Annotated in this window: 23 protein-coding genes; 14 read left to right on the top strand and 9 right to left on the bottom strand. The window is 72.8% G+C overall.

Going from position 1 to position 24,336, the window contains the following annotated elements; translation table 11 throughout:
• Positions 1-17: 17 nt before the first annotated feature.
• Complete coding sequence (gene ispG / locus ASG88_RS01290) at positions 18-1,169, top strand: flavodoxin-dependent (E)-4-hydroxy-3-methylbut-2-enyl-diphosphate synthase (RefSeq protein ID WP_056885589.1); 1,152 nt, start codon at positions 18-20, stop codon at positions 1,167-1,169.
• Positions 1,169-1,966: a transglutaminase-like domain-containing protein gene (locus tag ASG88_RS01285; protein ID WP_056885588.1), complete on the top strand. Its 798-nt coding sequence runs from the start codon at positions 1,169-1,171 to the stop codon at positions 1,964-1,966. The genes ispG and ASG88_RS01285 overlap by 1 nt, the downstream gene beginning before the upstream one ends.
• Positions 1,967-2,127: 161 nt before the next feature.
• Here ASG88_RS01285 and ASG88_RS01280 read toward each other — a convergent pair whose 3' ends face one another.
• On the bottom strand, positions 2,128-3,057 hold the full coding sequence (locus ASG88_RS01280) for a transglutaminase family protein (protein ID WP_082599831.1): 930 nt from the start codon (positions 3,055-3,057) through the stop codon (positions 2,128-2,130).
• Positions 3,057-5,576: a circularly permuted type 2 ATP-grasp protein gene (locus ASG88_RS01275; RefSeq protein WP_056885586.1), complete on the bottom strand. Its 2,520-nt coding sequence runs from the start codon at positions 5,574-5,576 to the stop codon at positions 3,057-3,059. The genes ASG88_RS01280 and ASG88_RS01275 overlap by 1 nt, the downstream gene beginning before the upstream one ends.
• Before the next feature lie 58 nt (positions 5,577-5,634).
• On the opposite strand from ASG88_RS01275, the gene ASG88_RS01270 reads away from it, so the two are divergent.
• Together ASG88_RS01270 and ASG88_RS01265 are read left to right on the top strand one after the other, a co-directional pair.
• Positions 5,635-6,507 (top strand): DUF4081 domain-containing GNAT family N-acetyltransferase, encoded by an 873-nt coding sequence (locus ASG88_RS01270; protein WP_235534674.1) that lies wholly within the window; start codon positions 5,635-5,637, stop codon positions 6,505-6,507.
• Between the two features lie 44 nt (positions 6,508-6,551).
• A complete protein-coding gene (locus ASG88_RS01265) occupies positions 6,552-6,923 on the top strand; it encodes a hypothetical protein (RefSeq protein ID WP_056885585.1) in 372 nt (123 codons plus the stop codon).
• 30 nt (positions 6,924-6,953) lie between these two features.
• Here ASG88_RS01265 and ASG88_RS01260 read toward each other — a convergent pair whose 3' ends face one another.
• On the bottom strand, positions 6,954-7,931 hold the full coding sequence (locus tag ASG88_RS01260; protein ID WP_056885584.1) for a hypothetical protein: 978 nt from the start codon (positions 7,929-7,931) through the stop codon (positions 6,954-6,956).
• Between the two features lie 124 nt (positions 7,932-8,055).
• Between ASG88_RS01260 and ASG88_RS01255 the strand changes: the two genes are divergently transcribed.
• Both ASG88_RS01255 and ASG88_RS01250 read left to right on the top strand, forming a co-directional pair.
• On the top strand, positions 8,056-9,825 hold the full coding sequence (locus ASG88_RS01255) for a proline--tRNA ligase (protein ID WP_056885583.1): 1,770 nt from the start codon (positions 8,056-8,058) through the stop codon (positions 9,823-9,825).
• An 8-nt stretch (positions 9,826-9,833) separates the two neighbouring features.
• On the top strand, positions 9,834-10,550 hold the full coding sequence (locus tag ASG88_RS01250; RefSeq protein ID WP_056885582.1) for an HAD family hydrolase: 717 nt from the start codon (positions 9,834-9,836) through the stop codon (positions 10,548-10,550).
• Positions 10,551-10,799: 249 nt separating this feature from the next.
• Here the strand turns inward: ASG88_RS01250 and ASG88_RS01245 are convergent, their stop codons facing one another.
• On the bottom strand, positions 10,800-11,228 hold the full coding sequence (locus ASG88_RS01245; protein ID WP_056885581.1) for a ferritin-like domain-containing protein: 429 nt from the start codon (positions 11,226-11,228) through the stop codon (positions 10,800-10,802).
• Positions 11,225-11,749, bottom strand: coding sequence for a hypothetical protein (locus ASG88_RS01240; protein WP_056885580.1), 525 nt, complete (start codon positions 11,747-11,749; stop codon positions 11,225-11,227). Before ASG88_RS01240 ends, ASG88_RS01245 begins: the two co-directional genes overlap by 4 nt.
• A 90-nt stretch (positions 11,750-11,839) precedes the next feature.
• Here ASG88_RS01240 and rimP point away from each other — a divergent pair, with 90 nt between their 5' ends.
• From rimP to ASG88_RS01200, 8 genes are all read left to right on the top strand, one after another.
• A complete protein-coding gene (gene rimP, locus ASG88_RS01235; protein WP_056885579.1) occupies positions 11,840-12,331 on the top strand; it encodes a ribosome maturation factor RimP in 492 nt (163 codons plus the stop codon).
• Entirely contained in the window at positions 12,331-13,311 is a 981-nt protein-coding gene (gene nusA / locus ASG88_RS01230; protein ID WP_056885578.1) for a transcription termination factor NusA, read from the top strand. The genes rimP and nusA overlap by 1 nt, the downstream gene beginning before the upstream one ends.
• A gap of 78 nt (positions 13,312-13,389) precedes the next feature.
• Positions 13,390-13,686, top strand: coding sequence for a YlxR family protein (locus tag ASG88_RS01225; RefSeq protein WP_056886011.1), 297 nt, complete (start codon positions 13,390-13,392; stop codon positions 13,684-13,686).
• Positions 13,687-13,854: 168 nt separating this feature from the next.
• A complete protein-coding gene (gene infB / locus ASG88_RS01220) occupies positions 13,855-16,695 on the top strand; it encodes a translation initiation factor IF-2 (protein ID WP_056885577.1) in 2,841 nt (946 codons plus the stop codon).
• A 77-nt stretch (positions 16,696-16,772) separates the two neighbouring features.
• Positions 16,773-17,258, top strand: coding sequence for a 30S ribosome-binding factor RbfA (rbfA, locus tag ASG88_RS01215; RefSeq protein ID WP_056885576.1), 486 nt, complete (start codon positions 16,773-16,775; stop codon positions 17,256-17,258).
• Positions 17,255-18,124: a tRNA pseudouridine(55) synthase TruB gene (gene truB / locus ASG88_RS01210; protein WP_082599773.1), complete on the top strand. Its 870-nt coding sequence runs from the start codon at positions 17,255-17,257 to the stop codon at positions 18,122-18,124. Before rbfA ends, truB begins: the two co-directional genes overlap by 4 nt.
• A gap of 22 nt (positions 18,125-18,146) precedes the next feature.
• Positions 18,147-19,091 (top strand): bifunctional riboflavin kinase/FAD synthetase, encoded by a 945-nt coding sequence (locus ASG88_RS01205; RefSeq protein WP_056885575.1) that lies wholly within the window; start codon positions 18,147-18,149, stop codon positions 19,089-19,091.
• The gene (locus ASG88_RS01200) at positions 19,088-20,101 is read left to right on the top strand and encodes a hypothetical protein (RefSeq protein WP_056885574.1); all 1,014 of its coding nucleotides are present in this window, start codon (positions 19,088-19,090) and stop codon (positions 20,099-20,101) included. The genes ASG88_RS01205 and ASG88_RS01200 overlap by 4 nt, the downstream gene beginning before the upstream one ends.
• A gap of 74 nt (positions 20,102-20,175) precedes the next feature.
• Here the strand turns inward: ASG88_RS01200 and ASG88_RS01195 are convergent, their stop codons facing one another.
• Genes ASG88_RS01195 through ASG88_RS01180 form a run of 4 tightly spaced genes read right to left on the bottom strand, consistent with a single transcriptional unit; the run spans position 20,176 to position 24,318 of the window.
• Positions 20,176-20,418: an HPr family phosphocarrier protein gene (locus ASG88_RS01195; protein WP_056885573.1), complete on the bottom strand. Its 243-nt coding sequence runs from the start codon at positions 20,416-20,418 to the stop codon at positions 20,176-20,178.
• Positions 20,419-20,462: 44 nt separating this feature from the next.
• On the bottom strand, positions 20,463-22,535 hold the full coding sequence (locus ASG88_RS01190) for a fructose-specific PTS transporter subunit EIIC (protein WP_056885572.1): 2,073 nt from the start codon (positions 22,533-22,535) through the stop codon (positions 20,463-20,465).
• Positions 22,532-23,485, bottom strand: coding sequence for a 1-phosphofructokinase family hexose kinase (locus ASG88_RS01185; RefSeq protein WP_056885571.1), 954 nt, complete (start codon positions 23,483-23,485; stop codon positions 22,532-22,534). Before ASG88_RS01185 ends, ASG88_RS01190 begins: the two co-directional genes overlap by 4 nt.
• Positions 23,482-24,318, bottom strand: a complete 837-nt coding sequence (locus ASG88_RS01180; protein WP_235534673.1) for a DeoR/GlpR family DNA-binding transcription regulator — start codon at positions 24,316-24,318, stop codon at positions 23,482-23,484. Before ASG88_RS01180 ends, ASG88_RS01185 begins: the two co-directional genes overlap by 4 nt.
• Between the last annotated feature and the right edge of the window lie 18 nt (positions 24,319-24,336).

Here is a 24,336-nt window from a genome sequence, read left to right as displayed (position 1 = left end):
CCACGTAGGCTGGGCCCATGACCTCCGTCGGCCTCGGCATGCCCGCTCTTCCTCCTCCGGTCCTGAGCCCGAGGCGCCCCACCCGCCAGATCAAGGTCGGCTCGGTCGGCGTCGGCAGCGACAGCCCGATCTCGGTGCAGTCGATGACCACGACGCTCACCTCCGACGTCAACAGCACGCTCCAGCAGATCGCCGAGCTCACGGCGACCGGCTGCGACATCGTGCGGGTGGCCTGCCCCAGCCAGGACGACGCCGACGCGCTCGCCGAGATCGCCCAGCACTCGCAGATCCCGGTGATCGCCGACATCCACTTCCAGCCCAAGTACGTCTTCGCGGCCATCGACGCCGGCTGTGCCGCCGTACGCGTCAACCCGGGCAACATCCGCAAGTTCGACGACCAGGTCAAGGAGATCGCGAAGGCCGCCCAGGACCGCGGCACCTCGATCCGGATCGGCGTCAACGCCGGTTCCCTCGACAAGCGGATCATGGACAAGTACGGCAAGGCGACGCCCGAGGCGCTCGTCGAGTCGGCCGTGTGGGAGGCGTCGCTCTTCGAGGAGCACGGCTTCCGCGACTTCAAGATCTCGGTCAAGCACAACGACCCCGTCGTCATGGTGCGTGCCTACGAGTTGCTCGCCGAGGCCGGCGACTGGCCGCTCCACCTCGGCGTGACCGAGGCCGGCCCCGCCTTCCAGGGCACCATCAAGTCCAGTGTGGCGTTCGGGCACCTGCTCAGCCAGGGCATCGGCGACACCATCCGGGTCTCGCTGAGCGCCCCGCCGGTCGAGGAGGTCAAGGTCGGCCTCCAGATCCTGGAGTCGCTCAACCTCAAGCCGCGTCGCCTCGAGATCGTCTCCTGCCCCAGCTGCGGCCGGGCCCAGGTCGACGTCTACAAGCTGGCCGAGGAGGTCACCGCCGGGCTCGAGGGCATGGAGGTGCCGCTGCGCGTGGCGGTCATGGGCTGCGTCGTCAACGGACCCGGCGAGGCCCGCGAGGCCGACCTCGGTGTCGCCTCCGGCAACGGCAAGGGCCAGATCTTCGTCAAGGGCGAGGTCATCAAGACCGTCCCCGAGTCGCAGATCGTGGAGACCCTCATCGAGGAGGCCATGCGGATCGCCGAGGGCATGGAGCCCGTGGAGGGCGCCGAGGCCAGCGTCAGCGTCAGCTGATGCGGCGTACCGTCAGCAGCCGGCTCGACCTCACCGTCACGGAGCCGGCCGACCTGGTGTTCTCCGTCGCGGTCGCCGCCGACCTCGACCCGACCGAGGAGACGCTCGCGGTGACGGTCGACGGCGAGCCCGTCGGGACCACCGAGATCGTCGACGGCACCACCCGCCTGCACCGCATCCCGTCCGCCCCCGTCGGGCGGCTCACGCTCGCGTACGACGCCGTCGTGCCGCAGGGGGAGCCGACCGGTCCCGTCACCGACCTCGAGGCGATCGTCTTCACCCGGCCGAGCCGCTACTGCGACTCCGACCGGCTCTCGGCCGTGGCCCACGCGCACTTCGGCGACCTCGCCGGCGAGGAGTTGTTGCAGGCCGTCGTGTCGTGGGCGCTCACCCACATCACCTACGCCCCGGGGGCCAGCGGGCCGGTCGACGGTGCGCTCGAGACCTACCTCAGCCGCCTCGGCGTGTGCCGGGACACCTCGCAGCTGGTGATCACGTTCCTGCGGGCGCTCGGCGTGCCCGCCCGGCTCGTCAGCGTCTACGCCCCCGGCCTGGTGCCGATGGACTTCCACGCGGTCACCGAGGTCGCGCTCGACGGGCGCTGGTACGTCGTTGACGGCACCGGCCTCGCGCCCCGCTCCTCGCTGGTGCGCATCGCCACCGGCCGCGACGCCGCCGACACGGCGTTCCTCACCGTCAACGCCGGTCGCGCCTCGATGGGCCCGATGACCGTCACCGCCACCGCGGACCCCGGGTTGCCGACCGACGACGGGCTGGCGCTCACCCGCCTGCGCTGACTGTGGATTCCCCCGGCGGAGCCCGACCACTGCCGGGGTCCCCCACGGGGGGCGCCCGACCACTGCCGGGGTAGTACCGGACCTTTGCGTGGCTCGCCTCGGCGTGTCGCCGCACGAACGTCCGGTACTACCCCGCCAGGGGCGGCGGAGGGTCGGCGAGCTCAGCCGAGGGTGTCCGGCGACGGCAGCCGCACCACGTCGACCCCGACGTCCAGGGACGAGCCGCTGGCCTCGGTGAAGACCACGCCCTTGAGCGGGGACACGTCGCGGAAGTCGCGGCCCCACGCGGTCACGACGTAGCGCGAGTCGGCGAGGTGGTCGTTGGTCGGGTCCAGGTCGACCCAGGTGCCGCCCGGCACCATCACCGACGCCCACGCGTGGGAGGCGTCCGAGCCCTCGAGCCGGGGCTGCCCCGGCGGGGGAGCGGTCTCGAGGTAGCCGCTGACATAGCGTGCCGGCAGCCCGACCGCCCGCAGGCACCCCAGCGCCAGGTGGGTGAAGTCCTGGCAGACGCCCTGCCGCAGCTCGAGCAGCTCCGGGAGGGTGGTCCGCACGTTGGTGACCCCGGAGGCGTAGGTGAAGTCCTCGAAGATCGCGTGGGTCAGCCCGACGACCGCCTGCCCGAGCGGGGCCGCGGGGTCGAGGACGCGCAGTGCGTAGTCGCGCACCGCGTCGTCGACCGCGACGAGCGGCGACGGCAGGAGGTACGACGCGTGCACCACCGGGTCGGCGTCCTCGGCCAGTGCGGCAACGGCCGCGTCCACGGTCCACGCGTCCAGCGCGTCGAGGTCGACCTCGGGCCACTCGACGTCCAGCACGCTTGTCTTGGTCACCTCCAGCACCCGGTGCGGGGTCCGCACCTCGACGTACGACGACCGGTTGCCGAAGTGGTCGGTGTGCTCGCTGACCAGGTCGGGCTCCGGGGAGACGTGGACCTCGTTGCTGAGCACCCGCTGGGTCGGCGTCGGGCGCGGGCCCAGGAAGCCGCGCTCGTAGCAGGCGGTGACGTCGGCACCCTCGTAGGTGTACGTCGTCCGGTGCCGCACCTCGTAGCGGCGGGGGGTGAAGTCGTCGGGCCCCTGGCGGCTCATCAGCGCCCCCCGCCCCACTGGCCGAGCAGCACCCGCGAGGGAGGCTTGCGGCCGAAGTAGCGCGCACCCAGCTCGCCGGACAGGTCGCGCAGCGCGCGCCCGACGGTGTCCAGCGCATCCCCGAGCGCGGCCCGGTCGCCCGCGCACAGCTCGTCGAGGTCGAGGGTGTCGAGCAGGGCGGCCAGCGCGTCGCAGCGGTCCACGAGGGCGGCGTCGCCGGCCAGGCGCAGGGCCTCGCCGAGGCGGGCCACCTGGAAGGCGACCGATCGCGGGTTGCCGCCGTCGAGCAGGAGCAGCGAGGTGGCCGAGTGCAACGGCCACGCGGGTCCCTCGCCCGACGTCGTGCGCCGGCGGTGGGTGATGATGCTCTCGCTGGCCTCCAGCACCGCCTCGGTGACCTGCCCGTCGATGACCGGCGGACGTTCGGAGGTGAGCGTCGCCCGCAGCAGCGCCAGGGTGTGCTGGGCCCGCTCGACGCGGATGCCCCCGTCCAGGAAGCCCCACGTCTGGTCGCGGACCATGCTCTCGTGGACGACGCCGGCGACGGCCAGCAGCGACTCGAGCACGTTGTCGAGCTGGGGGCGCAGCGGGGCTCGGGGGGACGGGGCCCGCCCGAGGGTGCGGTCGAGCCTGCTGAGGATGTGCCAGATGTCCTGGGACAGCTGGTCCCGCACGCTCTCGGCGGCCAGGACGAGGCGGTGGCAGGCGTGCGCCACCGTGCCGGTCCGTCCCGCGTCGCCCACCATCGCGCGCAGGTGGTCCGCCGGTCCCTGGCCCTCGACGGGCTGCACGCCCGTGACGGCCGCCGCGGCCTGCACCATCACCTCCATGGTGGCGGCGCCGGGCGTCCCGGGGCGCTGCGCGTGGTCCGCGGCGAGGTCGTCGGCGACCCGCAGCAGCCGGGCGGTGCCCTCGGCGCGCTCGGCGTACCGGCCCACCCAGTAGAGGTTGTCGGCGACACGGGGGGCGACCGCCACCCGACGCTGGAGGCGGACCAGCGTGGGCTGCGCCTCGGGGGTCGCCCCGCGCCACCCGCCGCCGACGCCGGCGGTGTCGTCGGACAGCACCCAGACGTCCTTGGCGATGGCCCCGCTCATGCTGGAGACGAGCGATGACGACGCGTCGGTGTTGACCCGGGCCAGGCCTCCGGGCATGACGTGGTGCTGCTCGGAGTCGGTGACGCCGAACGTACGCAGCACCAGCCGGCCGGGGGCCAGCCCGCCGGGGGTCACGACGGGGGCCGTCGACATCGGGACCGGCTCCTGGCCGACCCAGGCCCACGGACGCGCCTCCACCTCCCGGCGCAGGTCGTCGCGACCCGCGGCGTCGAGCTCCCAGCCGAAGCGGGCCGACAGCACCGGGCCGCGGGCGACCGGCTTCACCACGAGCCGGTCCAGGTTGGCCAGCACGTGCGAGCGGGCCGGCGAGTCACCGCACCACCACGTCGTGGCTGAGGGGAGGAGCAGGTCCTCCCCGAGGACCCGGTGGGCCACCTCGGGCAGGAAGGCCACGAGTCCGGCGTTCTCGAGCACGCCGGCACCGAGCGGGTTGGCCATCCGGACTGCCCCGCGACGCGTCGCCTCGACCAGCCCGGCGATGCCCAGCTGGGAGTCGGACCGCAGCTCGAGCGGGTCGCAGTAGTCGGCGTCGACGCGGCGCAGCACCACGTCGACCTCCTCGCGCCGCGTGCTGCTCCGGATCCATAACCGGCCACCCCGGACGCTGAGGTCGTCGGCCTCCACGAGCGGGAAGCCCAGCAGGGTGGCCAGGAAGCCCTGGTCGTACGCCGTCTCCGAGCCCGCGCCGGGGGAGAGGAGCACCACCCGCGGCATGTCCACGTCGACCCGGGCCGCGCTGCCCAGCGCGGCCGCCATCGTGTGGAACCAGCCGCGCAACCTGGCCAGCGAGGCGTCCCGGTGGACGTCGGCGAGCACCCGGCTGGTGACCCGCCGGTTGGCCATCGCGTAGCCGGCACCCGACGGCGCGGCGGTCTTGTCGGCCATCACCGTCCAGCGCCCGCCGGCGTCGCGGGCGAGGTCGGTGGCCCCGACGACCAGCCGCTGGCCGGCGATCCCGTCGGCCGCCCGCACGAAGTCGGGGTGGCCGAGCACGACCGGGGCCGGGATGACTCGGTCGCGCAGCAGCAGTCGGGCCCCGTACAGGTCGTCGAGGACCAGCTGGAGCAGCTCGGCACGCTGGTGCAGCCCCCGCTCGAGCGCGGCCCACTCCTCGGTGCCGATGACGACGGGGAGCGGGTCGATCACCCAGCTGCGGCCCCGGTCGACCTCGTCGGTCAGGCCGCCGTAGCGGATGCCGTCGTCCTCGACGAGGCGCCGCGACTCGGCGCGGGCCTCGAGCAGCCCGGGGAGGCCGATCGAGCCGACCGCCGAGGTGACGAGGTCCTGCCCGGGCCGCACCCGGTGGTCGTCGTACCACTCGTCGACACCGTCGAGCCCCTGGACCAGTGCGCGGTAGGCCTCGAGCGGCCCCTCCGTCGGGGAGGAGGCGGCGGCGGTCACCCGTGCACCCTAGCGAGAGCGCAGCGCGCGGCACCCCATCTGTGGCAGGCTCGCGGCCGTGGTGACCGAGCAGGAGACGGGCAACCGGGCCGGGAGCGCGCAGGTGCGGCTGCTCGGGCCGGACGACCGCGACCAGTTCCTGGCGCTGACGGCGCGCAACCCGGTCGTCAACGTCTTCGCGGACTACCGCGCCCGGATCACCAACCTCGAGCCGCGCTGGCTCGGCGGCGAGGTGTGGGGTCGCTTCGAGGGGTCCACCCTGGTCGCCGGCTGCCACATGGGGGCCAACCTCGTGCCGGTCGAGTGCACGGGCGACGACATGGCCGCGTTCGCCGACCGGGCGCTGACCCGGGTGCGTTCCACCGCCACCATCGTCGGGCCGCACGAGCCGGTCGCCGCCTTCTGGGACGTCGTGGGAGACCGGTGGGGCACCCCGCGCGAGGCCCGCTGGCGCCAGCCCCACCTCCAGATCGACGACGACCCCGCCGTGCGGCCCGACCCGCACGTCCGGCTCACCACCCGCGACGACCTTCCGGCGCTCTACCCGGCCTGCGTGGCGATGTACACCGAGGAGGTCGGCGTCTCGCCCGAGGCCGGTGGCGGCAAGGACTACTACCGCACCCGCGTCCAGCAGCTCATCTCCCGCGGCTGGTCCTTCGCCCGCTTCGACGAGCACGGCCGGGTGGTGTTCAAGGCCGAGGTCGCGTGCGCGACGCCGTACGCCGCACAGGTCCAGGGCGTGTACGTCGACCCCGAGCGCCGTGGGGAGGGCCTGGCGGTCGGGGGCATGGCCGCCGTCGTGCAGATGGTCCGCCAGCGGATCGCGCCGGCCGTCTCGCTCTACGTCAACGAGTGGAACTCCCCGGCCCGGGCCGCCTACGCCCGGGTGGGGTTCACGGAGTCGGCGCGGTTCTCGACGCTGATGTTCTGAGTCCCGACGCCGCTCGGCACCGGTGTCCGTCTAGGGTCACCGCCATGACGACCTCGCCGCTGACGCGCGACATCAAGGCCCTGTCCGGCATCTTCGTGATCTCCGGGGCACTGCACCTGGCCAAGCCCGAGGTCTACGAGCCGATCGTGCCGTCGCTCGTGCCCGCCCACCGCGAGGTCGTGCTGGCCAGCGGGGTGGCCGAGCTGCTGTGCGCGGGTGGCCTGCTGCACCCGCGCACCCGCCGGGTCGCCGGCTGGGCGAGCGCCGCGCTGCTCCTCGCCGTCTACCCGGCCAACATCAAGATGGCCAACGACGTCAAGGACAGCCGGAAGACGGGGCTCAAGACCGCCGCCTTCGCCCGGCTCCCGCTCCAGCTGCCGATGATCCGTACGGCGCTCCGCGCGGCCCGCGGCTGACCTGCGGACCGCAGCGGGACCGCTCCCGTCTCAGCGCGTCGTACGCAGCACGATCGGCGGCTCGGGGTCGCTGGCGTTCTCGCAGGCGGTGAGCACGCAGCGGACGGTGGCGAACTCCGTTCCGTTGGTGTCGAGCAGCACCGTGTCGGCGTCCTCCCAGCGGATCGACCCGAACCACCGCTCGGCGTCGTAGCGGGCGACCTTGGTCCCACGCACGGTGCGGAGCGTGACCCGGCTCGGGCCGATGCCGTCGCTGAGGATGTGCACGGTGGCGATGCCGGTGCCGTCGGTGTTGACGCTCTCGACCCGCTCGGAGCACGACCTCCACAGCGTCCGGGCCGGGCGCGAGAGCCGGCTCAGCACCGTGCAGCCGTCGAGGTAGGGGTCGTCGGTGTAGGTCGCGAGGAGGTCCTGCTCCAGGTCGGCGTGGCCCGCCGGCCGGCTGGTCACCGTGGTGGTCCGCCCGCTCCGGACGTCCCACCAGAAGACGCCGCGCTCCCAGGTCGTCAGGAGCACCCGCCGGCCCTGCATGCCCAGCACGCTCGGGTAGTCCCGGAAGCCCCGCTCCCGGAGGAGCGTGCCGCTGCGGGCCGAGTGAATGCTCACCGGAGAGCTCCGGCGGCTGCCGTTGCGCAGCCGCACCAGCCTCCTGCCGTCCTCGGAGACGGTGATGCTCCACGGGCTGGACCGCAGCAGCGGCTTGACCGTGTCGTCGGGGCGGAGCCGGACGACGCGGTAGGGCCGGAGGCCGTCCTCGCCCGACGTGCCGATGATGAAGGCCCGACCGGAGCGGCCGAGCAGGGTGGCCCGCTCGGCGTCGATCGCCACCCGGCGGTCCCCGTCGACGAAGGTCGTCCCGTCCATGTGCGGGATCGCGATGTCCGCGCCCCGGGGCAGGTCCGCGGGGTCCAGGTCGGTGGGGGCGGCGCCGGCAGGCGTGGCGGCCAGCAGGGCGCCCGCCGTACCGACGGCGAGGGTGAGGGTGAGGGCTCGGAGCCTGCGCGTCATGGTCTCTCCCGGTGCCTGGGTGGTGCCTTGGGTGGGTGTCTCGACAGGGAGACGTGGCACGACGGTCTCCGGTTGCAGCAATCTGGTTCGCGGTGCCCGGCGGGCCGCCAGTAGCCTTCGCCCCATGATCCTCCGCATGTCGAGCCTGTTCGTCCGCACTCTCCGAGACGACCCCAACGACGCGGAGGTCCCGAGCCACCGGCTCCTGGTCCGCGCGGGCTACATCCGCCGCGCCGCCCCCGGCATCTACACGTGGTTGCCGCTGGGCCTGCGGGTGCTGCGCCGCATCGAGAACATCATCCGCGACGAGATGGACGCCATCGGCGCCCAGGAGCTGTTGTTCCCCGCGCTGCTGCCCAAGGAGCCCTACGAGGCGAGCGGCCGCTGGACCGACTACGGCGACAGCATCTTCCGTCTCCAGGACCGCAAGGGCGCCGACTACCTGCTCGGGCCCACGCACGAGGAGATGTTCACCCTCGTCGTCAAGGACCTCTACGGCTCCTACAAGGACCTGCCGCTCTCGATCTACCAGATCCAGACCAAGTACCGCGACGAGGCGCGTCCCCGCGCCGGCCTCCTGCGCGGTCGTGAGTTCGTCATGAAGGACTCCTACTCGTTCGACGTCGACGACGCCGGCCTCGAGGCGTCGTACCAGAAGCACCGCGAGGCCTACGTCCGGATCTTCGACCGCCTCGGCTTCGAGTACGTCATCGTCAAGGCGACCTCGGGTGCGATGGGCGGCTCGGCCAGCGAGGAGTTCCTGGCCAAGGCCGCGGTCGGCGAGGACACCTACGTCCGCTGCACGCACTGCGACTACGCCGCCAACGTCGAGGCCGTCGCCGTCCGGCCCCCGGACGCCGTGTCGTACGACGACGCGCCCGCCGCGCACGCGGAGGAGACCCCCGACACCCCGACCATCGACACGCTCGTGGACCACCTCAACGCGGCGTACCCCCGCGACGACCGTCCCTGGGCGGCCGGCGACACCCTCAAGAACGTGCTCGTCGTCCTCAAGCACCCCGACGGCACGCGCGAGCCGCTCGCCATCGGCGTGCCCGGCGACCGCGAGGTCGACCAGAAGCGCCTCGAGGGCCAGCTCGAGCCCATCGAGGTCGAGGCGATGGACGAGGCCGAGCTCGCCCGGCACCCCGCGCTGGTCAAGGGCTACATCGGTCCGGAGGCGCTGGGTGAGGAGTCCGCGTCCGGCATCCGCTACCTCGTCGACCCCCGCGTCGTCGAGGGCACCCGCTGGGTCACCGGCGCCAACACGCCCGGCTCGCACGTCCTCGACCTCGTCGTCGGCCGGGACTTCACCCCCGACGGCACCATCGAGGCCGCCGACGTGCGCGACGGCGACACCTGCCCCAACTGCACCGAGGGCACGCTGGAGTCGGCGCGCGGGGTCGAGATGGGCCACATCTTCCAGCTCGGCCGCAAGTACGCCGAGGCGCTCGACCTCAAGGTGCTGGACGAGAACGGCAAGCTGGTCACGGTCACCATGGGCTCCTACGGGATCGGCCCCTCCCGGGCCGTGGCGGCGATCGCCGAGGGCACCCTCGACGACAGCGGGCTCTGCTGGCCGCGCGACGTCTCGCCCGCCGACGTCCACGTGGTGGCCGCCGGCAAGGACCCGGCGATCTTCACGGCCGCCGAGGAGCTCGCCTCCGCGCTGTCCTCCCAGGGCATCACCGTCCTGTACGACGACCGCGCCGGCAAGGTGAGCCCCGGGGTGAAGTTCAAGGACGCCGAGCTCATCGGGGTGCCCACCATCGTCACCGTCGGTCGGGGCCTGGCCGACGGCGTCGTGGAGGTGCGCGACCGGGCGAGCGACGACCGCCAGGACGTGCCGGTGGCGGAGGCCGCGGCGCACATCGCCGCGGTCGTGCGCGGCTGACCGGCGCGATGGGCTCCTCGAAACCCCTCCAGGCGGTCATCTTCGACTGGGGCGGCACCCTGACGCGCTGGCACGACGTGGACTTCCACGCCGAGTCGCACGCGCTCGCCCAGGCGGTCGTCGATGCCGAGCACCACTCCGCCGCCGAGATCACGACCCGGCTCCACGCGGCGGGCGACGTCGTGTGGGGGAGGAGCCGCGACCACCAGCAGAGCGCCACCATCGCCGACCTCTTCACCGAGGCGGGGCTCGAGCACGACCCCGAGCTGCTGGACGCCTACTACGCGTTCTGGGAGCCGCACACCGCCACCGACCCCGAGTGCCGCCCGATGTTCGAGGAGCTGCGCGCGATGGGACTGCGCGTCGGCGTGCTCTCCAACACGATCTGGCCGCGCGAGTGGCACGTGGGCTTCTTCGAGCGCGACGGGGTCTACGACCTCGTCGACGGTGACGTCTACACCAGCGAGATCCCGTGGACGAAGCCCTCCGCGCAGGCCTTCGCCGCGGCGATGGAGGCGGTCGGGGTGGACGACCCCGCGGCGTGCGTCTACGTCGGTGACCGGCTCTTCGACGACATCTGGGGCGCCCGTCAGGCCGGGCTCGGTGCGATCCACGTGCCGCTCAGCACCATCCCGGCCGCGCAGGTCGGGCACACCGAGGGCGAGCCGCACGCCGTGGTGCACGCCCTGTCGCAGGTGCCCGACGCCGTACGACGGCTGGGCTGAGCGGACGTACTTTTGCAGGTTTACGCATCGCAGGAAGATGCAACCCTAAGAAGGTAGGCGCGGCATCCACCGTGCTGCATAGTTCTGCATGTGCCGCCACCCCACATGGCGAGTCACACGGGTGATGCTGACCAACCCCCTGGTCCGCGTCCTCACCGGCTGGGGGAGATCTCGGGACTTCCCCACTCGGTGAGGGCGCGGACCATTCCCGTTTCCGCAGGCGTTTCCCCGGATCCGCGTCGCTGCGGGTCAGCCGAGCTCGGGTGCCCCGGGGAAGTCCTCGGGTCGACCGCCGAGCCGCAGCTGCAGCACCGCCGCCTCGGTGAGCGCAGTGGCACCCCAGCGGCGGTCCCGGCCGGACGTCTGAGCGACCAGGGCGGCGTACGTCTCCGCGCAGGCCTGCTCGGTGCCCAGCGCCTCGCGGGCCACGCGCGCCGGACCGCGCAGACCGGCGGGCTCGTCGTACGCCGCACCCGCGGCCACCGGCTCGGCGCCCAGGTCGGAGACCATCAGGCGCAGCTGGTCGCGTCGCGCGCGGTGCACGCGGTAGCCGTCCTGCAGGGCCTCGAAGAGCGCCGGGTCGGCGGACTGCGAGGTGCGCCCGCCGTAGAGGCCGTAGAGGTGGAGGGCAGCGTGCTCGGCCGACAGGGTGGCCTGCAGTGCGTCGAGGGCGGTCATGCGGCGGCACCCTCGCTGCCCAGCACGGTGAGGTGCTGGGTCAGGGACGCGGCCATGCTGGCCAGCGCGCGGGCGAAGTCACCGCTCTGGGCGACCCCGGTCGTCTCCCGCAGGGTCGCCACGAGGCGCGTCTCGGCGCGTCGTACGCCGTCGAGGGCCACCCGTGGCCGACCCGGCACGGTCGGGGTCCCGGCGGGGTCCTGCTCGACCTCGGCGGCCCCGTCGAGGACGGCGCGGTGTGCGGCGTGCAGCGCGAGCAGCGGGTCCAGACCGGTGGCGAGTCCCGGGTGCTGCTCCGTCGTCGCCGCGACCAGTGCGGCGGTCGCGTCGAGCGCGTCGAGGACCGTGCCGAGCAGGACGACGTCGGCATCCGGCTCCGGCTCGACCGGGGCGCCGTCGGCCGGGTCCGGGGCGGGCGGGTCGAGGGTGCACCCGGCCAGCAACCCGGAGCCCGCCAGCGTGCCCACCAGCGTGATGCCGACCGCCGTACGGCGGGAGACGGGGCGGGCGGTCGCTGGCACGCCCGGAACCCTATCCGCCGCTGGTGGGACGTCCGGGAACAGCCGCTATCGTGGCCCCGAAGGACAACAGCACAAGGAGGTCGCACACTCGTGAGCAGCGCCAAGCAGGACGCCACCCGGGACCGGATCGAGGAGACCCTCACCGGACCCCTGGCAGACCGGGGCCTCGACGTGGAGGCGGTGGAGGTGACACCGGCCGGCAAGCGACGCGTGCTGCGGGTCGCCGTCGACAAGGACGGCGGGGTGACCCTCGACGACGTCGCCGACGCGACGCGTGCGATCTCCGAGGTGCTCGACGAGTCCGACGTGATGGGCGAGATGCCGTACACCCTCGAGGTGACCTCGCGCGGCGTCGACCGGCCGCTGACCCTGCCGCGCCACTGGCGCCGCAACGCCGACCGCCTGGTGAAGGTCACCCTCGTCGAGGGTGAGACGCTGAGCGGCCGCATCACCACCTGCGACGAGACCGCGGCGACGCTCGACGTCGACGGCACTCCCCGCGAGGTGCCCTACGCCGACGTCGCCAAGGCACTCGTGCAGATCGAGTTCAACCGCAAGAGCGACAAGAGCGAGGACGCCTGATGGACATCGACCTGAGCATCCTGAGGATGCTGGAACGCGAGAAGGAGATCTCCTTCGACGTGCTCGTCGAGGCGATCGAGCAGGCACTGCTCACCGCGTACCACAAGACCCCCGGCGCGCAGGAGACCGCGCGCGTCACGCTCGACCGCAAGACGGGCCACGTCAACGTGCTCGTCCGCGAGGTCGACGAGGAGGGCAACGCCTCCGAGGAGTACGACGACACGCCCGCCGGCTTCGGACGGATCGCCGCCACGACGGCCAAGCAGATCATGCTCCAGCGACTGCGCGACGCCGAGGACGACATCCGCTTCGGTGAGTTCTCCGGCAAGGAGGGCGACATCATCTCGGGCATCATCCAGCAGGGCCGCAACCCCGACGACGTGATGGTCGACCTGGGCAAGCTCGAGGCGCTGCTGCCGACGGGGGAGCGGGTGCCGGGCGAGGAGTACAAGCACGGCGAGCGCATCAAGACCCTCGTCGTCTCCGTGCGCAAGGGCATGCGCGGGCCGCAGATCACGCTGTCGCGCAGCCACCCCAACCTCGTCAAGAAGCTCTTCGCGCTCGAGGTCCCCGAGATCGCGGACGGCACGGTCAAGATCGCCGCCATCGCCCGCGAGGCCGGCCACCGCACCAAGATCGCCGTCTACTCCGACGTCCCCGGCGTCAACGCCAAGGGCGCCTGCATCGGCCCGATGGGCCAGCGGGCCCGCAACGTCACGGCCGAGCTGCACGGGGAGAAGGTCGACATCGTCGACTTCTCGGAGGACCCCGCCGAGTTCGTCGCGCAGGCCCTGTCGCCCGCGCGCGTCAGCTCGGTGGAGATCGTCGACGCGGCGGCCCGCTCGTGCCGCGTGGTCGTCCCCGACTACCAGCTGTCCCTCGCCATCGGCAAGGAGGGCCAGAACGCCCGCCTCGCTGCGCGCCTGACCGGCTGGCGCATCGACATCCGCTCGGACGAGGCGCCGACCCCCGAGGCCTGACCGGCCCGTACGGGTGGGCGGCCCCGTGGGGCCATTCGGGATTCTGTGGCGTAAGCGATAGAGTTCCGGGTGGTGACCATGACCGAGAGCTCGCACGTGCCCATCCGCACGTGCATCGGCTGTCGGGAGCGGGCCACCAGGAGCGAGTTGTTGCGTGTCGTCATCGGCTCGGACGCGAGCGGCCAGTCGGTCGTCCGCCCCGATCCACGCGGCGCGGCTCCGGGCCGAGGGGCGCACCTGCACCCCACGACCGGTTGCTACGACCTCGCGGTACGCCGGCGGGCGTTCTCCCGGGCCCTCAGGGCAGGGGAGGCACTCTCCAGCACGCCCGTGGCAGAGCACCTCGCGGCCCAGCAGCACCTCGCACAGCACTGACGCACGACAGACCGAAGCAGCACCGACCAGATCAGTACCGATCAGAGACTGGAGCAGCAGCTCATGAGCACTCGATGAGTACTTCCCGATGAGTTTGCACACCCGCTAACGGTCCGAACCACCCCGCCGCACTCCTGCGACGACGGGTCTCGGGCCAGAAGGAGAATTGTGGCCAAGACCCGAGTCCACGAACTCGCCAAGGAGTTCGGCGTCGAGAGCAAGTTCGTTCTCGAGAAGCTCAAGGAGATGGGTGAGTTCGTCAAGTCGGCTTCGTCGACTGTCGAGCCCCCCGTCGAGATGCGGTTCAAGAAGCAGTACGGCGACGAGCTGAAGTCCGCCGCCGCCTCCGCCCCGGCTGCCGAGCCGGAGGCCAAGCCGGCCCCCAAGGCGCCGGCCCCGAAGGCTGCCGAGGCGTCTGCCCCGGCCGCTGCGCCCGAGGCGCCCGCCGCCGCTGCCGCCCCTGCCGAGACCCCGGCCGCGCCGGTGTCCAGCCCCGGTCCGCGACCGGGCCCCAAGCCCGGCCCCAAGCCGGCCCCCGCAGCCGAGCCCGAGGCGCCCGCCGCCGAGGCCCCGGCGCCCGCCGTCGAGGCTCCGGCCGCGGCGGAGTCCGCGCCGGCTGCACCCAAGCCCGCGACGCCGGCCCCCCGGCCCTCGGCACGTCCCGGCGCCCCGCGTCCGGGCAACAACCCGTTCGCCTCCAGCCAGGGCATGGGCCGCCGTCCGGCGCCCGCACCCGGTGGCGACGCGGCCCCGGCCGAGCAGCAGCGTCCGCCGCGGCCCCCCGCCGCGCGTGACGGTGGCGCTCCCGGCCGTCCGGGCATGCCCCGCCCCAACCCGGCGATGATGCCCAAGTCCCCGGCCGCCTTCGGCTCAGGCCCCGGCGGTCGTCCCGGCCCCGGTGGTCCCGGCGGTCGCGGTGGCGCACCGGGTCGTCCCGGTGCTCCCGCCCGTGGCGGTGCGCCCGGTCGCGGTGGCGCCGGTGCCGGTGCTCCCGGTCGTGGTGGCCCCGGCGGCGCCCCCGGCGGCTTCGGCCCCAGCGGTGGCGGTCGTCCCGGTGGCGGTCGTCCCGGCCAGCGTGGCCAGACCCAGGGTGCCTTCGGTCGCCCCGGTGGCCCCTCGCGTCGAGGTCGCAAGAGCAAGCGCGCCCGTCGCCAGGAGTTCGAGGCCATGGACGCCCCGACCCTGGGTGGCGTGCGCGTCCGCAAGGGCAACGGCGAGACCGTCCGGCTGCCCCGCGGCGCGTCCTTGACCGACTTCGCGGAGCGCATCAACGTCGACGCGGCAGCGCTGGTGCAGATGCTGTTCTCGCTCGGCGAGATGGTGACCGCCACGCAGTCGGTGGGCGACGAGACGTTCGAGCTGCTCGGTGACGAGCTCAACTACGTCGTGCAGGTCGTCTCCCCCGAGGACGAGGACCGCGAGCTGCTCGAGACGTTCGACCTCGAGTTCGGTGCCGACGAGGGCGACGAGGCCGACCTGGTCATCCGTCCGCCCGTCGTGACCGTCATGGGTCACGTCGACCACGGAAAGACCAAGCTCCTCGACGCGCTGCGCAACGCCAACGTCGTCGACAAGGAGGCCGGTGGCATCACCCAGCACATCGGTGCCTACCAGGTCCACACCGAGGTTGACGGCAACGACCGTCGCATCACCCTCATCGACACCCCCGGTCACGAGGCGTTCACCGCCATGCGTGCCCGTGGCGCCCAGGCGACCGACATCGCGATCCTCGTGGTCGCGGCCGACGACGGCGTCATGCCGCAGACGGTGGAGGCGCTCAACCACGCCAAGGCGGCCGGCGTACCGGTCGTGGTCGCGGTCAACAAGATCGACAAGCCCGACTCCGACCCGACCAAGGTCCGTGGCCAGCTCACCGAGTACGGCCTGATCCCCGAGGAGTACGGCGGCGACGCGATGTTCGTCGACGTCTCGGCCAAGGCGGGGCTCAACCTCGACAAGCTGCTCGAGGCCGTCGTGCTCACCGCCGACGCGTCGCTCGACCTGCGTGCCAACCCCGGGCAGGACGCCCAGGGCCTCGTGGTCGAGGCGCACCTCGACCGTGGCCGCGGTCCCGTCGCCACCGTGCTGGTCCAGCGCGGCACGCTGCGGGTCGGCGACTCGATCGTGGCCGGTCCGGCGCACGGTCGTGTGCGGGCCATGCTCGACGAGCACGGCAACGAGATCGTCGAGGCAGACCCGTCGCGTCCCGCGATGGTGCTCGGCCTCAGCGCGGTCCCGGGTGCGGGCCAGAACTTCATCGTGGTCGAGGACGACCGCATGGCCCGCCAGATCGCCGAGAAGCGTGAGGCGCGCGAGCGGGCGGCCATGCAGGCCAAGCGTCGCGTGCGCCGCAGCCTCGAGGACTTCATGGCCTCCATGGAGAAGGGCGAGAGCCAGGAGCTCAACCTCATCCTCAAGGGCGACGTGTCCGGCTCGGTCGAGGCGCTCGAGGACGCGCTGGCCAAGATCGACGTCGGCGACGAGGTCGGCATCCGGGTCATCGACCGCGGTGTCGGTGCCATCACCGAGACCAACGTCGACCTGGCGGCCGCCTCCGACGCGATCATCATCGGCTTCAACGTCCGCCCGCAGGGCAAGGCGACCGAGATGGCCGACCGCGAGGGCGTCGAGATCCGCTACTACTCGGTGATATACCAGGCCATCGAGGAGATCGAGGCGGCGCTCAAGGGCATGCTCAAGCCCGAGTACGAGGAGTCGGCCCTCGGCCAGGCGGAGATCCGCGAGATCTTCCGCTCGTCCAAGGCCGGCAACATCGCGGGCTGCATGGTCACCTCGGGTGTCATCCGCCGCAACGCCAAGGTGCGCATCCTCCGGGACAGCGCCGTGGTGGCGGACAACCTCGACCTGTCCTCGCTGCGCCGCGAGAAGGACGACGCGTCCGAGGTCCGCGAGGGCTTCGAGTGTGGTCTGGTGCTGAAGAACTACCAGAACATCCAGATCGGCGACATCGTCGAGTCCTTCGAGATGCGCGAGATCCCGCGCAGCTGACCGAACCCGGCTGACCGGGCACGTCCGTCCTCCACCGAGGGCGGACGTGCCCGGTCGCTGTTTGAGAGAGTGGAACCATGAGCAACCCCCGCGTCCGCAAGATCGCCGACCGCATCAAGGTCATCGTCGCCGAGATGCTCGAGCGTCGTATCAAGGACCCGCGCCTCGGCTTCGTGACCATCACCGACGTCCGCGTCACCGGTGACAGCCAGCAGGCCTCCATCTTCTACACGGTGCTCGGCGCCGAGGAGGAGCGCGAGAGCTCGGCCGCCGCCCTCGAGTCGGCCAAGGGCGTGATCCGCTCCGAGGTCGCCAAGCAGCTCGGCATGCGCATCGTGCCGACGCTCACATTCATCCCCGACGCGCTCCCCGAGAGCGCCCGCGCTCTCGACGAGGTCCTGGCCCGGGCCAAGGCCCTCGACGAGGAGGTCGCGGCCCGCCGCGGCTCGGCGTACGCCGGCGAGGAGGACCCGTACAAGAAGCCGCGCGAGGAGGGCGACCTCGACGACGACGCCGAGGACGTCTGGTCCGACGACGGGGCCGCCGACGGCAGGGACGCGTGACCTCACCCGTCGCGGACGGGCTCGTCGTCGTCGACAAGCCCGGCGGGATGACGTCCCACGACGTCGTCGCCCGGGTGCGTCGCGCCCTGGGCACCCGCAAGGTCGGCCACGCCGGCACGCTGGACCCGATGGCGACCGGCGTGCTCGTCCTGGGCGTCAACCGCGCCACCCGGCTGCTCGGGCACCTGATGCTCACGGAGAAGGCGTACGACGCGACGATCCGCCTCGGCGCCTCCACGACCACCGACGACGCCGAGGGTGAGGTGGTGGCCACCGCGTCGACCGACCACCTCACCGAGGCGGGCATCCGCGAGGCGCTCGCCGTCTTCGTCGGCGAGATCGACCAGAAGCCCACCGCCGTGTCCGCGATCAAGGTGGACGGCAAGCGCGCCTACCAGCGCGTGCGGGACGGCGAGGACGTCGACCTGCCCGCCCGCAGGGTCACGATCCATGCGCTCGAGGTGACCGGCGTGCGGGGGAGCGACGTCGACATCTCGGTGCGCTGCTCCAGCGGCACCTACATCCGGGCCATCGCCCGCGACCTCGGCGCTGCGCTCGGGGTGGGAGGACACCTGGTCGCGCTGCGGCGTACGGCCGTCGGGTCCTTCGACCTGTCCCGGGCCCGCAGCCTCGAGGACCTCGCCGGCGCCCCGTCGGTGCTGCCCATCGCGGACGCCGCCCGGGCGACCTTCCCGGCCGTGGACCTGGACGAGCCGACGGCCGCCGCGGTGCGCGTGGGCCGGCCCCTCGACCTGGTGCTGCCCGGCGCCGGCGAGCACGCGCTGTTCGCACCCGATGGCACCTTCCTGGCGCTCTACGAGCCCACCGCGGACGGAGCCCGGCCCGTCGCCGTCTTCGTCGGCTGAGCGGCGTCGTAGGCTTCGGCCCGTGCAGATCTGGCGTGCCTTCGACGACGTGCCGGCCGACCTCGGCCGCACGGTCGTCACGATCGGCAACTTCGACGGCGTGCACCTCGGCCACCGCCACGTGCTGGCGCAGGCCCGCGCGACGGCCGCCGACCTCGGGGTCGACACCGTCGTCGTGGTGACGTTCGACCCCCACCCGATGGCGGTGCTGCGCCCCGAGCACGCACCTCCCATCCTCACCTCGGTGGAGACCCGGGCGCGCCTGGTGGAGGAGGCCGGTATCCGCGCGGTGCTGGTCGTCCCCTTCGACCGCGACATCGCCGGTTGGACCCCCGTGGAGTTCATCGACCGGGTCCTGGTCGGCACGCTGCACGCCCGAGCGGTCGTCGTCGGCGCCAACTTCCGCTTCGGCAACCGGGCCGCCGGCGACGTGGCGCTGCTGCGCGAGGTCGGCGCGGAGCGTGGCTTCGCCGTGGAGGGGATCGCCCTCGACGGAGGCCCCCAGGTGTGGAGCTCGACGTACGTCCGCCAGTGCCTCGCCACCGGTGACGTCGCCGGGGCCGCCGAGGCCCTCGGCCGGTCCTTCTCCGTGCGCGGCGTCGTCGTCCGGGGCGACCAGCGCGGCCGTGAGCTGGGCTACCCGACCGCCAACGTCCCCACCCCGGTCGACGGTGCCGCCCCGGCAGACGGGGTGTACGCCGGCTGGCTCACCCGCCGCGACACCGGTGAGCGCTTCCCCGCCGCGATCAGCGTCGGCACCAACCCGACCTTCGACGGCGAGCGCAAGCGCCGCGTCGAGTCCTACGTGCTCGACCGCGACGACCTCGAGCTGTACGGCGTGGAGGTGGAGGTGGAGTTCGTCGACCGGCTGCGCGGGATGGTGAAGTTCGAGGGCGTCGAGGCGCTCATCGAGACCATGCACGACGACGTACGCCGCGCGCGGGAGATCCTGGGACAGTCGGCGTGACCCAGCGCCGCCCGACGGGCGACCCGGTGCTCGACACCGAGGCGTGGTTCCTCGCGCACGGGCTCTCCTACTTCGTGCCCTCCGAGCGCGCGGCCGCGCGCGAGGCGCTGACCCGTCGCCGCCTCCTCCCCGCGCTGGGGGTGGTGGTCCTCGTGGCCGCGGTCCTGGCCGGTCTGCTTGGCTGGTTGTCGAGCCAGGCGGCGGCGGCTCCGGCCGTGCTGCTGACCGTCGTCGGGGTGGCGGTCGTGGTCTACGCGCTCACCGCCCTGCACGCGCGACCCATCGTGGGGTGGGCCCTCAAACGGACGCTGTCCAGCCTCGGCTCGGTGGTGTCCACCGCGTCACGGGCGCTCCCGCTGCTGCTGGTCTTCATCGCCTTCCTCTTCATCAACGCCGAGGCGTGGCAGATGGCCTCCAGCCTCGGCTTCGGCACCCTGTGGCTCACCGCGCTGCTCCTCCTGGGACTGGGCACGGTCTTCCTGCTGGTCCGGCTGCCGGAGGAGGTCGACCAGGCCGACGACGCGGTCGACGACGCCTTCCTCCTGCGAGCCTGCCGGGGGACGCCGCTCGAGGGGGTGTGCCGCGAGATGGTCGACGACCCCGACGCCGATCCGGCGGCGCACGCGGACATCAGTGGCTACGACCGGTGGAACCTCATCGTCGTGCTGCTGGTCATCCAGGCCGTGCAGGTGCTCATCCTGGTCGCGGCGGTCTTCGGCTTCCTGCTGGTCTTCGGGTCCCTCATCGTCAACGAGGACGTCCAGCTCTCCTGGACGGGCCTGGAGTACACGACGCACGTGACCTTCCTGCCCAACGTCTCGGCCGAGCTGGTCAAGGTGTCGCTCTTCCTCGCGTCCTTCTCCGGCCTCTACTTCACCGTCTCGGCGATCACCGACGAGACCTACCGCGGCCAGTTCTTCGCCGCGGTGATGGTGCACCTCGAGAAGGCGGTCGGGGTGCGTGCGGTCTACCTCGCGCTGCGCGAGCGCGAGGGTCACCGGACTCCCTGACCCCGCGTCGTACGACAACGGGCCGGTGCCCCCGTGGGGGACACCGGCCCGTTGCTCGGGTCATGCGCCTGTGCTCAGGCGTCGAGGTCCTGCTCGACGAGCGCGGCGATCGCGTCGAGCGCCGACTGGTCGTCGCTCTCCACCTCGACCGTGTCGCCGTTGCCGGCACCGAGGGTCATGATCATCAGCGACGAGCTGGCGTCGACCCCGTTGATGGTGACCGAGGCGTCCAGGCCCTCGGCGGCCTCCGCGATGATCGCGGCGGGACGGGCGTGCAGGCCGACGGCCGAGCCGACGACGACGGACTTGCTGGGCATGGGTGCTCCTACAGGTTCGGTGGGGAGTGGTCGGTGCGACTGGGTCAGACAGTAGCGAGGTCGGTGTCGCGATCACCGATGCTCTTGAGGGTGATCACCAGCGCGGCGGCGACGAGCGTGCCAGCGACGAGGGCGATGAGGAAGCCCCACACCCCGTCCACGGCGAAGAGCACGAAGATGCCGCCGTGCGGGGCGCGCAGCGAGACGTCGAAGCTCATCGCCAGTGCACCGGTGACGGCGCTGCCCGCCATGATCGAGGGGATCACGCGCAGCGGGTCGGCCGCGGCGAACGGGATGGCCCCCTCGGTGATGAACGAGGCGCCCATCGCCCACGCGGCCTTGCCGTTCTCGCGCTCGGGGACGGTGAAGAGCCCGGGGCGGAGGACGGTGGCCAGGGCCAGCGCCAGCGGGGGGACCATGCCGGCGAGCATGACCGCAGCCATGACCCGGAGCTCCGGAGCGTCCGTCGCGGTGGCGGCGGCACCGAGGCCGGTGACGGCGAACGCGTAGGCGGTCTTGTTGAGCGGGCCGCCCATGTCGAAGGCCATCATCAGGCCGAGGATGATGCCGAGGATGATCGCGGAGCCGCCCTGCAGGCTGTTGAGGCCGTCCGACAGGTTGGCCATCAGGCTCGCCAACGGCTTGCCGAGCACGACCACCATCACGAAGCCCACGATGAGGGTGGCGAGCAGCGGGATCACCAGCACGGGCATCAGGCCGCGCATCCAGGTGGGGACCTTCCAGCCGGCGATCCAGTGGGCCACCATGCCGGCGAGCACGCCGCCGATGATGCCACCGAGGAAGCCGGAGTTGAGCGTGCCGGCGATCGCTCCCATGACGAAGCCGGGCGCGATGCCCGGGCGGTCGGCGATCGCGTAGGCGATGTAGCCGGCCAGGGCGGGCACCAGGAAGCCGAAGGCGGCGCCACCCAGGGTGAGCAGAAGGGCGCCGAGGTAGGTCAGCAGTGGCCCGTTGGGCAGCGTCGCGTCACCGGCGAGGTCGTAGGAGCTGGTGTCGGGGAGGTTGAGGAGGGACGAGTCGGCGACGATCAGGCCGGACACACCGGCCCCGTCCTCGGTCTGGAGGGCGATCTCGTAGCCGCCGAGCAGGAACGACAGGGCGATGAGCAGACCGCCCGCGGCGACGAACGGGATCATGTACGAGACACCGGTCATCAGCACCCGGCGCGCGGTGGCGCCGAACGACTGCTTCCCGGTCGCGCCCTCGCCGGCCTGGGCCGCGGTGCCCTCGACGCGCGGCGCCGACGGGTCGTCGGCGTAGCGGAGCGCCTCGGCGATCATCGTGTCGGCGTCGTCGATCGGCCGCTTGACGCCCGAGCTGACCATCGGCTTGCCGGCGAAGCGGCTGCGGTCGCGCACCCCGACGTCGACGGCGAAGATCACCGCGGAGGCGTTGGCGATCGTCTCGGGGGAGAGCGGCGTGCTGCCGGCCGACCCCTGGGTCTCGACCTGGATCGGGACCCCGGCCCGCCCGGCGGCGGCCTCAAGGGCCTCGGCGGCCATGTAGGTGTGCGCGATGCCGGTCGGGCACGCGGTGACGGCCACGATCGACTTGGGTCCGCCGGTCGCCAGCGTCACCGCCGTCGCGGCCGCGGGGGTCGCCGCGGCCACGGAGGCGGCGGCCGGCGTCGACCGGGCCGGGTCGGGCACGTCGAGAGCCGCCTGGATGAGCGCGACGACCTCGTCGGCGTCCTCGGCCTCGCGCAGCGCGTTGGTGAAGGACGGCTTCACGAGCGAGCGGGCCAGCTTGGTGAGCAGCTGGAGGTGGGTGGCGTCGCCCCCGGCCGGGGCAGCGATCAGGAACGCCAGGTCGGCGGGGCCGTCCTTGGCGCCGAAGTCCACCCGTGGGCGTAGGCGGGCGAAGGCCAGCGTGGGCTCCTCGACACCGGTGGTCCGGCAGTGGGGGATGGCGATGCCACCCGGTAGGCCGGTCGAGGAGGTCTTCTCACGGGCGAAGGCGTCGGCGATGAGCTGCTCGGTGTCGGCGGCGCGTCCGGCGTCGCCGACGACGGCGGCCAGCCCCCGGATCACGTCGAGCTTGTCGTCGCCCCACGTCGTGTCGAGGCGCACCAGTTCCCTGGTGATCAGATCGGTCATGCGGTGCCTCCCAAGGCGGTGACAGTGACGAGCTCGGTGCGGAGGTGCGACGGCTCGGGGATCGTGGTGCCGGGCAGGGCAGCGGCAGCGCTGCCGTAGGCCACGGCGAGGGCGAGGCGCTTCGGCGGCGTGAGCCCGCGGATGTCGCCCAGGACATAGCCGAACAGGCTCGAGTCGCCTGCTCCTACCGTGCTCACGACGGTGGTCGGTGGGGGAGTGGCGTGCCAGGCGCCCTCCCGGGTGACGAGCACGGCGCCGTTGCCGCCGAGGGTCGCCAGGACGGCCTCGACGCCGCGGTCGACGAGCGTCCGCGCGGCGGCCGCGGSGAGCCGTGGGTCGCCCTCCAGCTCCTCGGCGTCGCCGCCGGTGAAGGAGGCGAGCTCCTCGCCGTTGGGCTTCATCAGGTGGGGCGCCGACGCGGGAAGCGCGTCGACGAGGGCGCGCAACGGCGCCTCGCTGGTGTCCACGGCGACCTTCGCCACGGTGCCGCGCAGGCGGCGTACGACGTCGGCGTAGAACTCCGGCGGTGCACCGGGCGGCAGCGACCCCGCGAGCACGGCCCAGTCGGCCGTCCCGGCCCGCGCCATCAGCGCGTCGGACATCGCGTCGAGGTGCACCTGCTCGACGGTGGCGCCGGGGGAGTTGAGCTTGGTGGTGGTGCCGTCCGGCTCGGTGATGGTGATGTTGACCCGGACGTCGCCGGCGGGCCGGACGGGTCGGCAGTCGATGCCCGCGGCCAGCAGCTCGATGACGAACGGGTCGTCCTTGGCGGCGGGGAGCACCGCCAGCGTCGGCTGCCCGGCGCTGACCGAGGCCCGGGAGATGTTGACGCCCTTGCCACCGCCCTGCGACGTCACCGAGTCGACGCGCTGCACCTGGCCGCGCATCAGCTCGCCGGCCAGGGACACCGTGCGGTCGATGCTGGGGTTGGGGGTCAGGGTCAGGATCATGCGATCACCACTTCCACGCCGGCCGCGTCGAGGGCCTTCTGGTCGTCGGGCTTGATGGCTGAGTCGGTGACCAGGACGTCGATGTCGCTGATGGCGGCGAACCGCAGCGAGGACTCGACGCCGATCTTGGTGGAGTCGGCAAGCACGACGGTACGCCGTCCGGCGGCCACGATGGCGCGCTTGGTGGCCGCCTCCTCGCGGTCGGGCGTGGTGAGCCCGTGGCCGATGCTCAGTCCGTTGGTCGCCACGAAGGAGACGTCGGCCCGCAGGTCGCCCAGCGCGGCGACCGTGTCGGCACCGACGGCGGCCTGGGTGGTCGGCCGGACCTTGCCCGGCAGGAGGAAGAGGTCGATCTGCGGGAGCCCGGCGAGTCGCGCGGCGACCGGCACGGCGTGGGTGACGACGGTCAGCCGGTGGTCGCGGGGGAGGAGGGCAGCGAGCCGGGCGGTGGTGGAGCCGGCGTCGATGACCACGATCGAGCCGGGGGGCGGCAGCAGGGCGACGGCCGCGGCGGCGATCAGGTCCTTGGCGGTGGTGTTGGCCAGGTCGCGCTCGGTGAGCCCCGACTCGATGACGGCCAGCGAGCTGGCGGGCACGGCGCCCCCGTGCACCCGGCGGATGAGGCCGATGCGCTCCAGGGCCGACAGGTCCCGGCGCACGGTCTCGGTGGTCACCGAGAACTCCTCGGCGAGCTCGGCGACGGAGACGCGACCCTGCTGGGTGATGGCCTGGGCCATGGCCTGCTGGCGTTCCTCGGCGTACACCGGGACTCCTTCGGTCATCGTGGGTCGGGCCTGGTGAGGAGGGCGGGCGACGTGGTCGCCGTCACTCATCTGTGTCTGTGTTGTTTT

Origin of the sequence: Nocardioides sp. Soil777 (genome assembly GCF_001428425.1) — a bacterium.
Classification (GTDB): Bacteria; Actinomycetota; Actinomycetes; order Propionibacteriales; family Nocardioidaceae; genus Nocardioides; species Nocardioides terrigena.
Note: the sequence above shows the minus strand (reverse complement) of the source record. Positions and strands in the feature narration are given on the sequence as shown.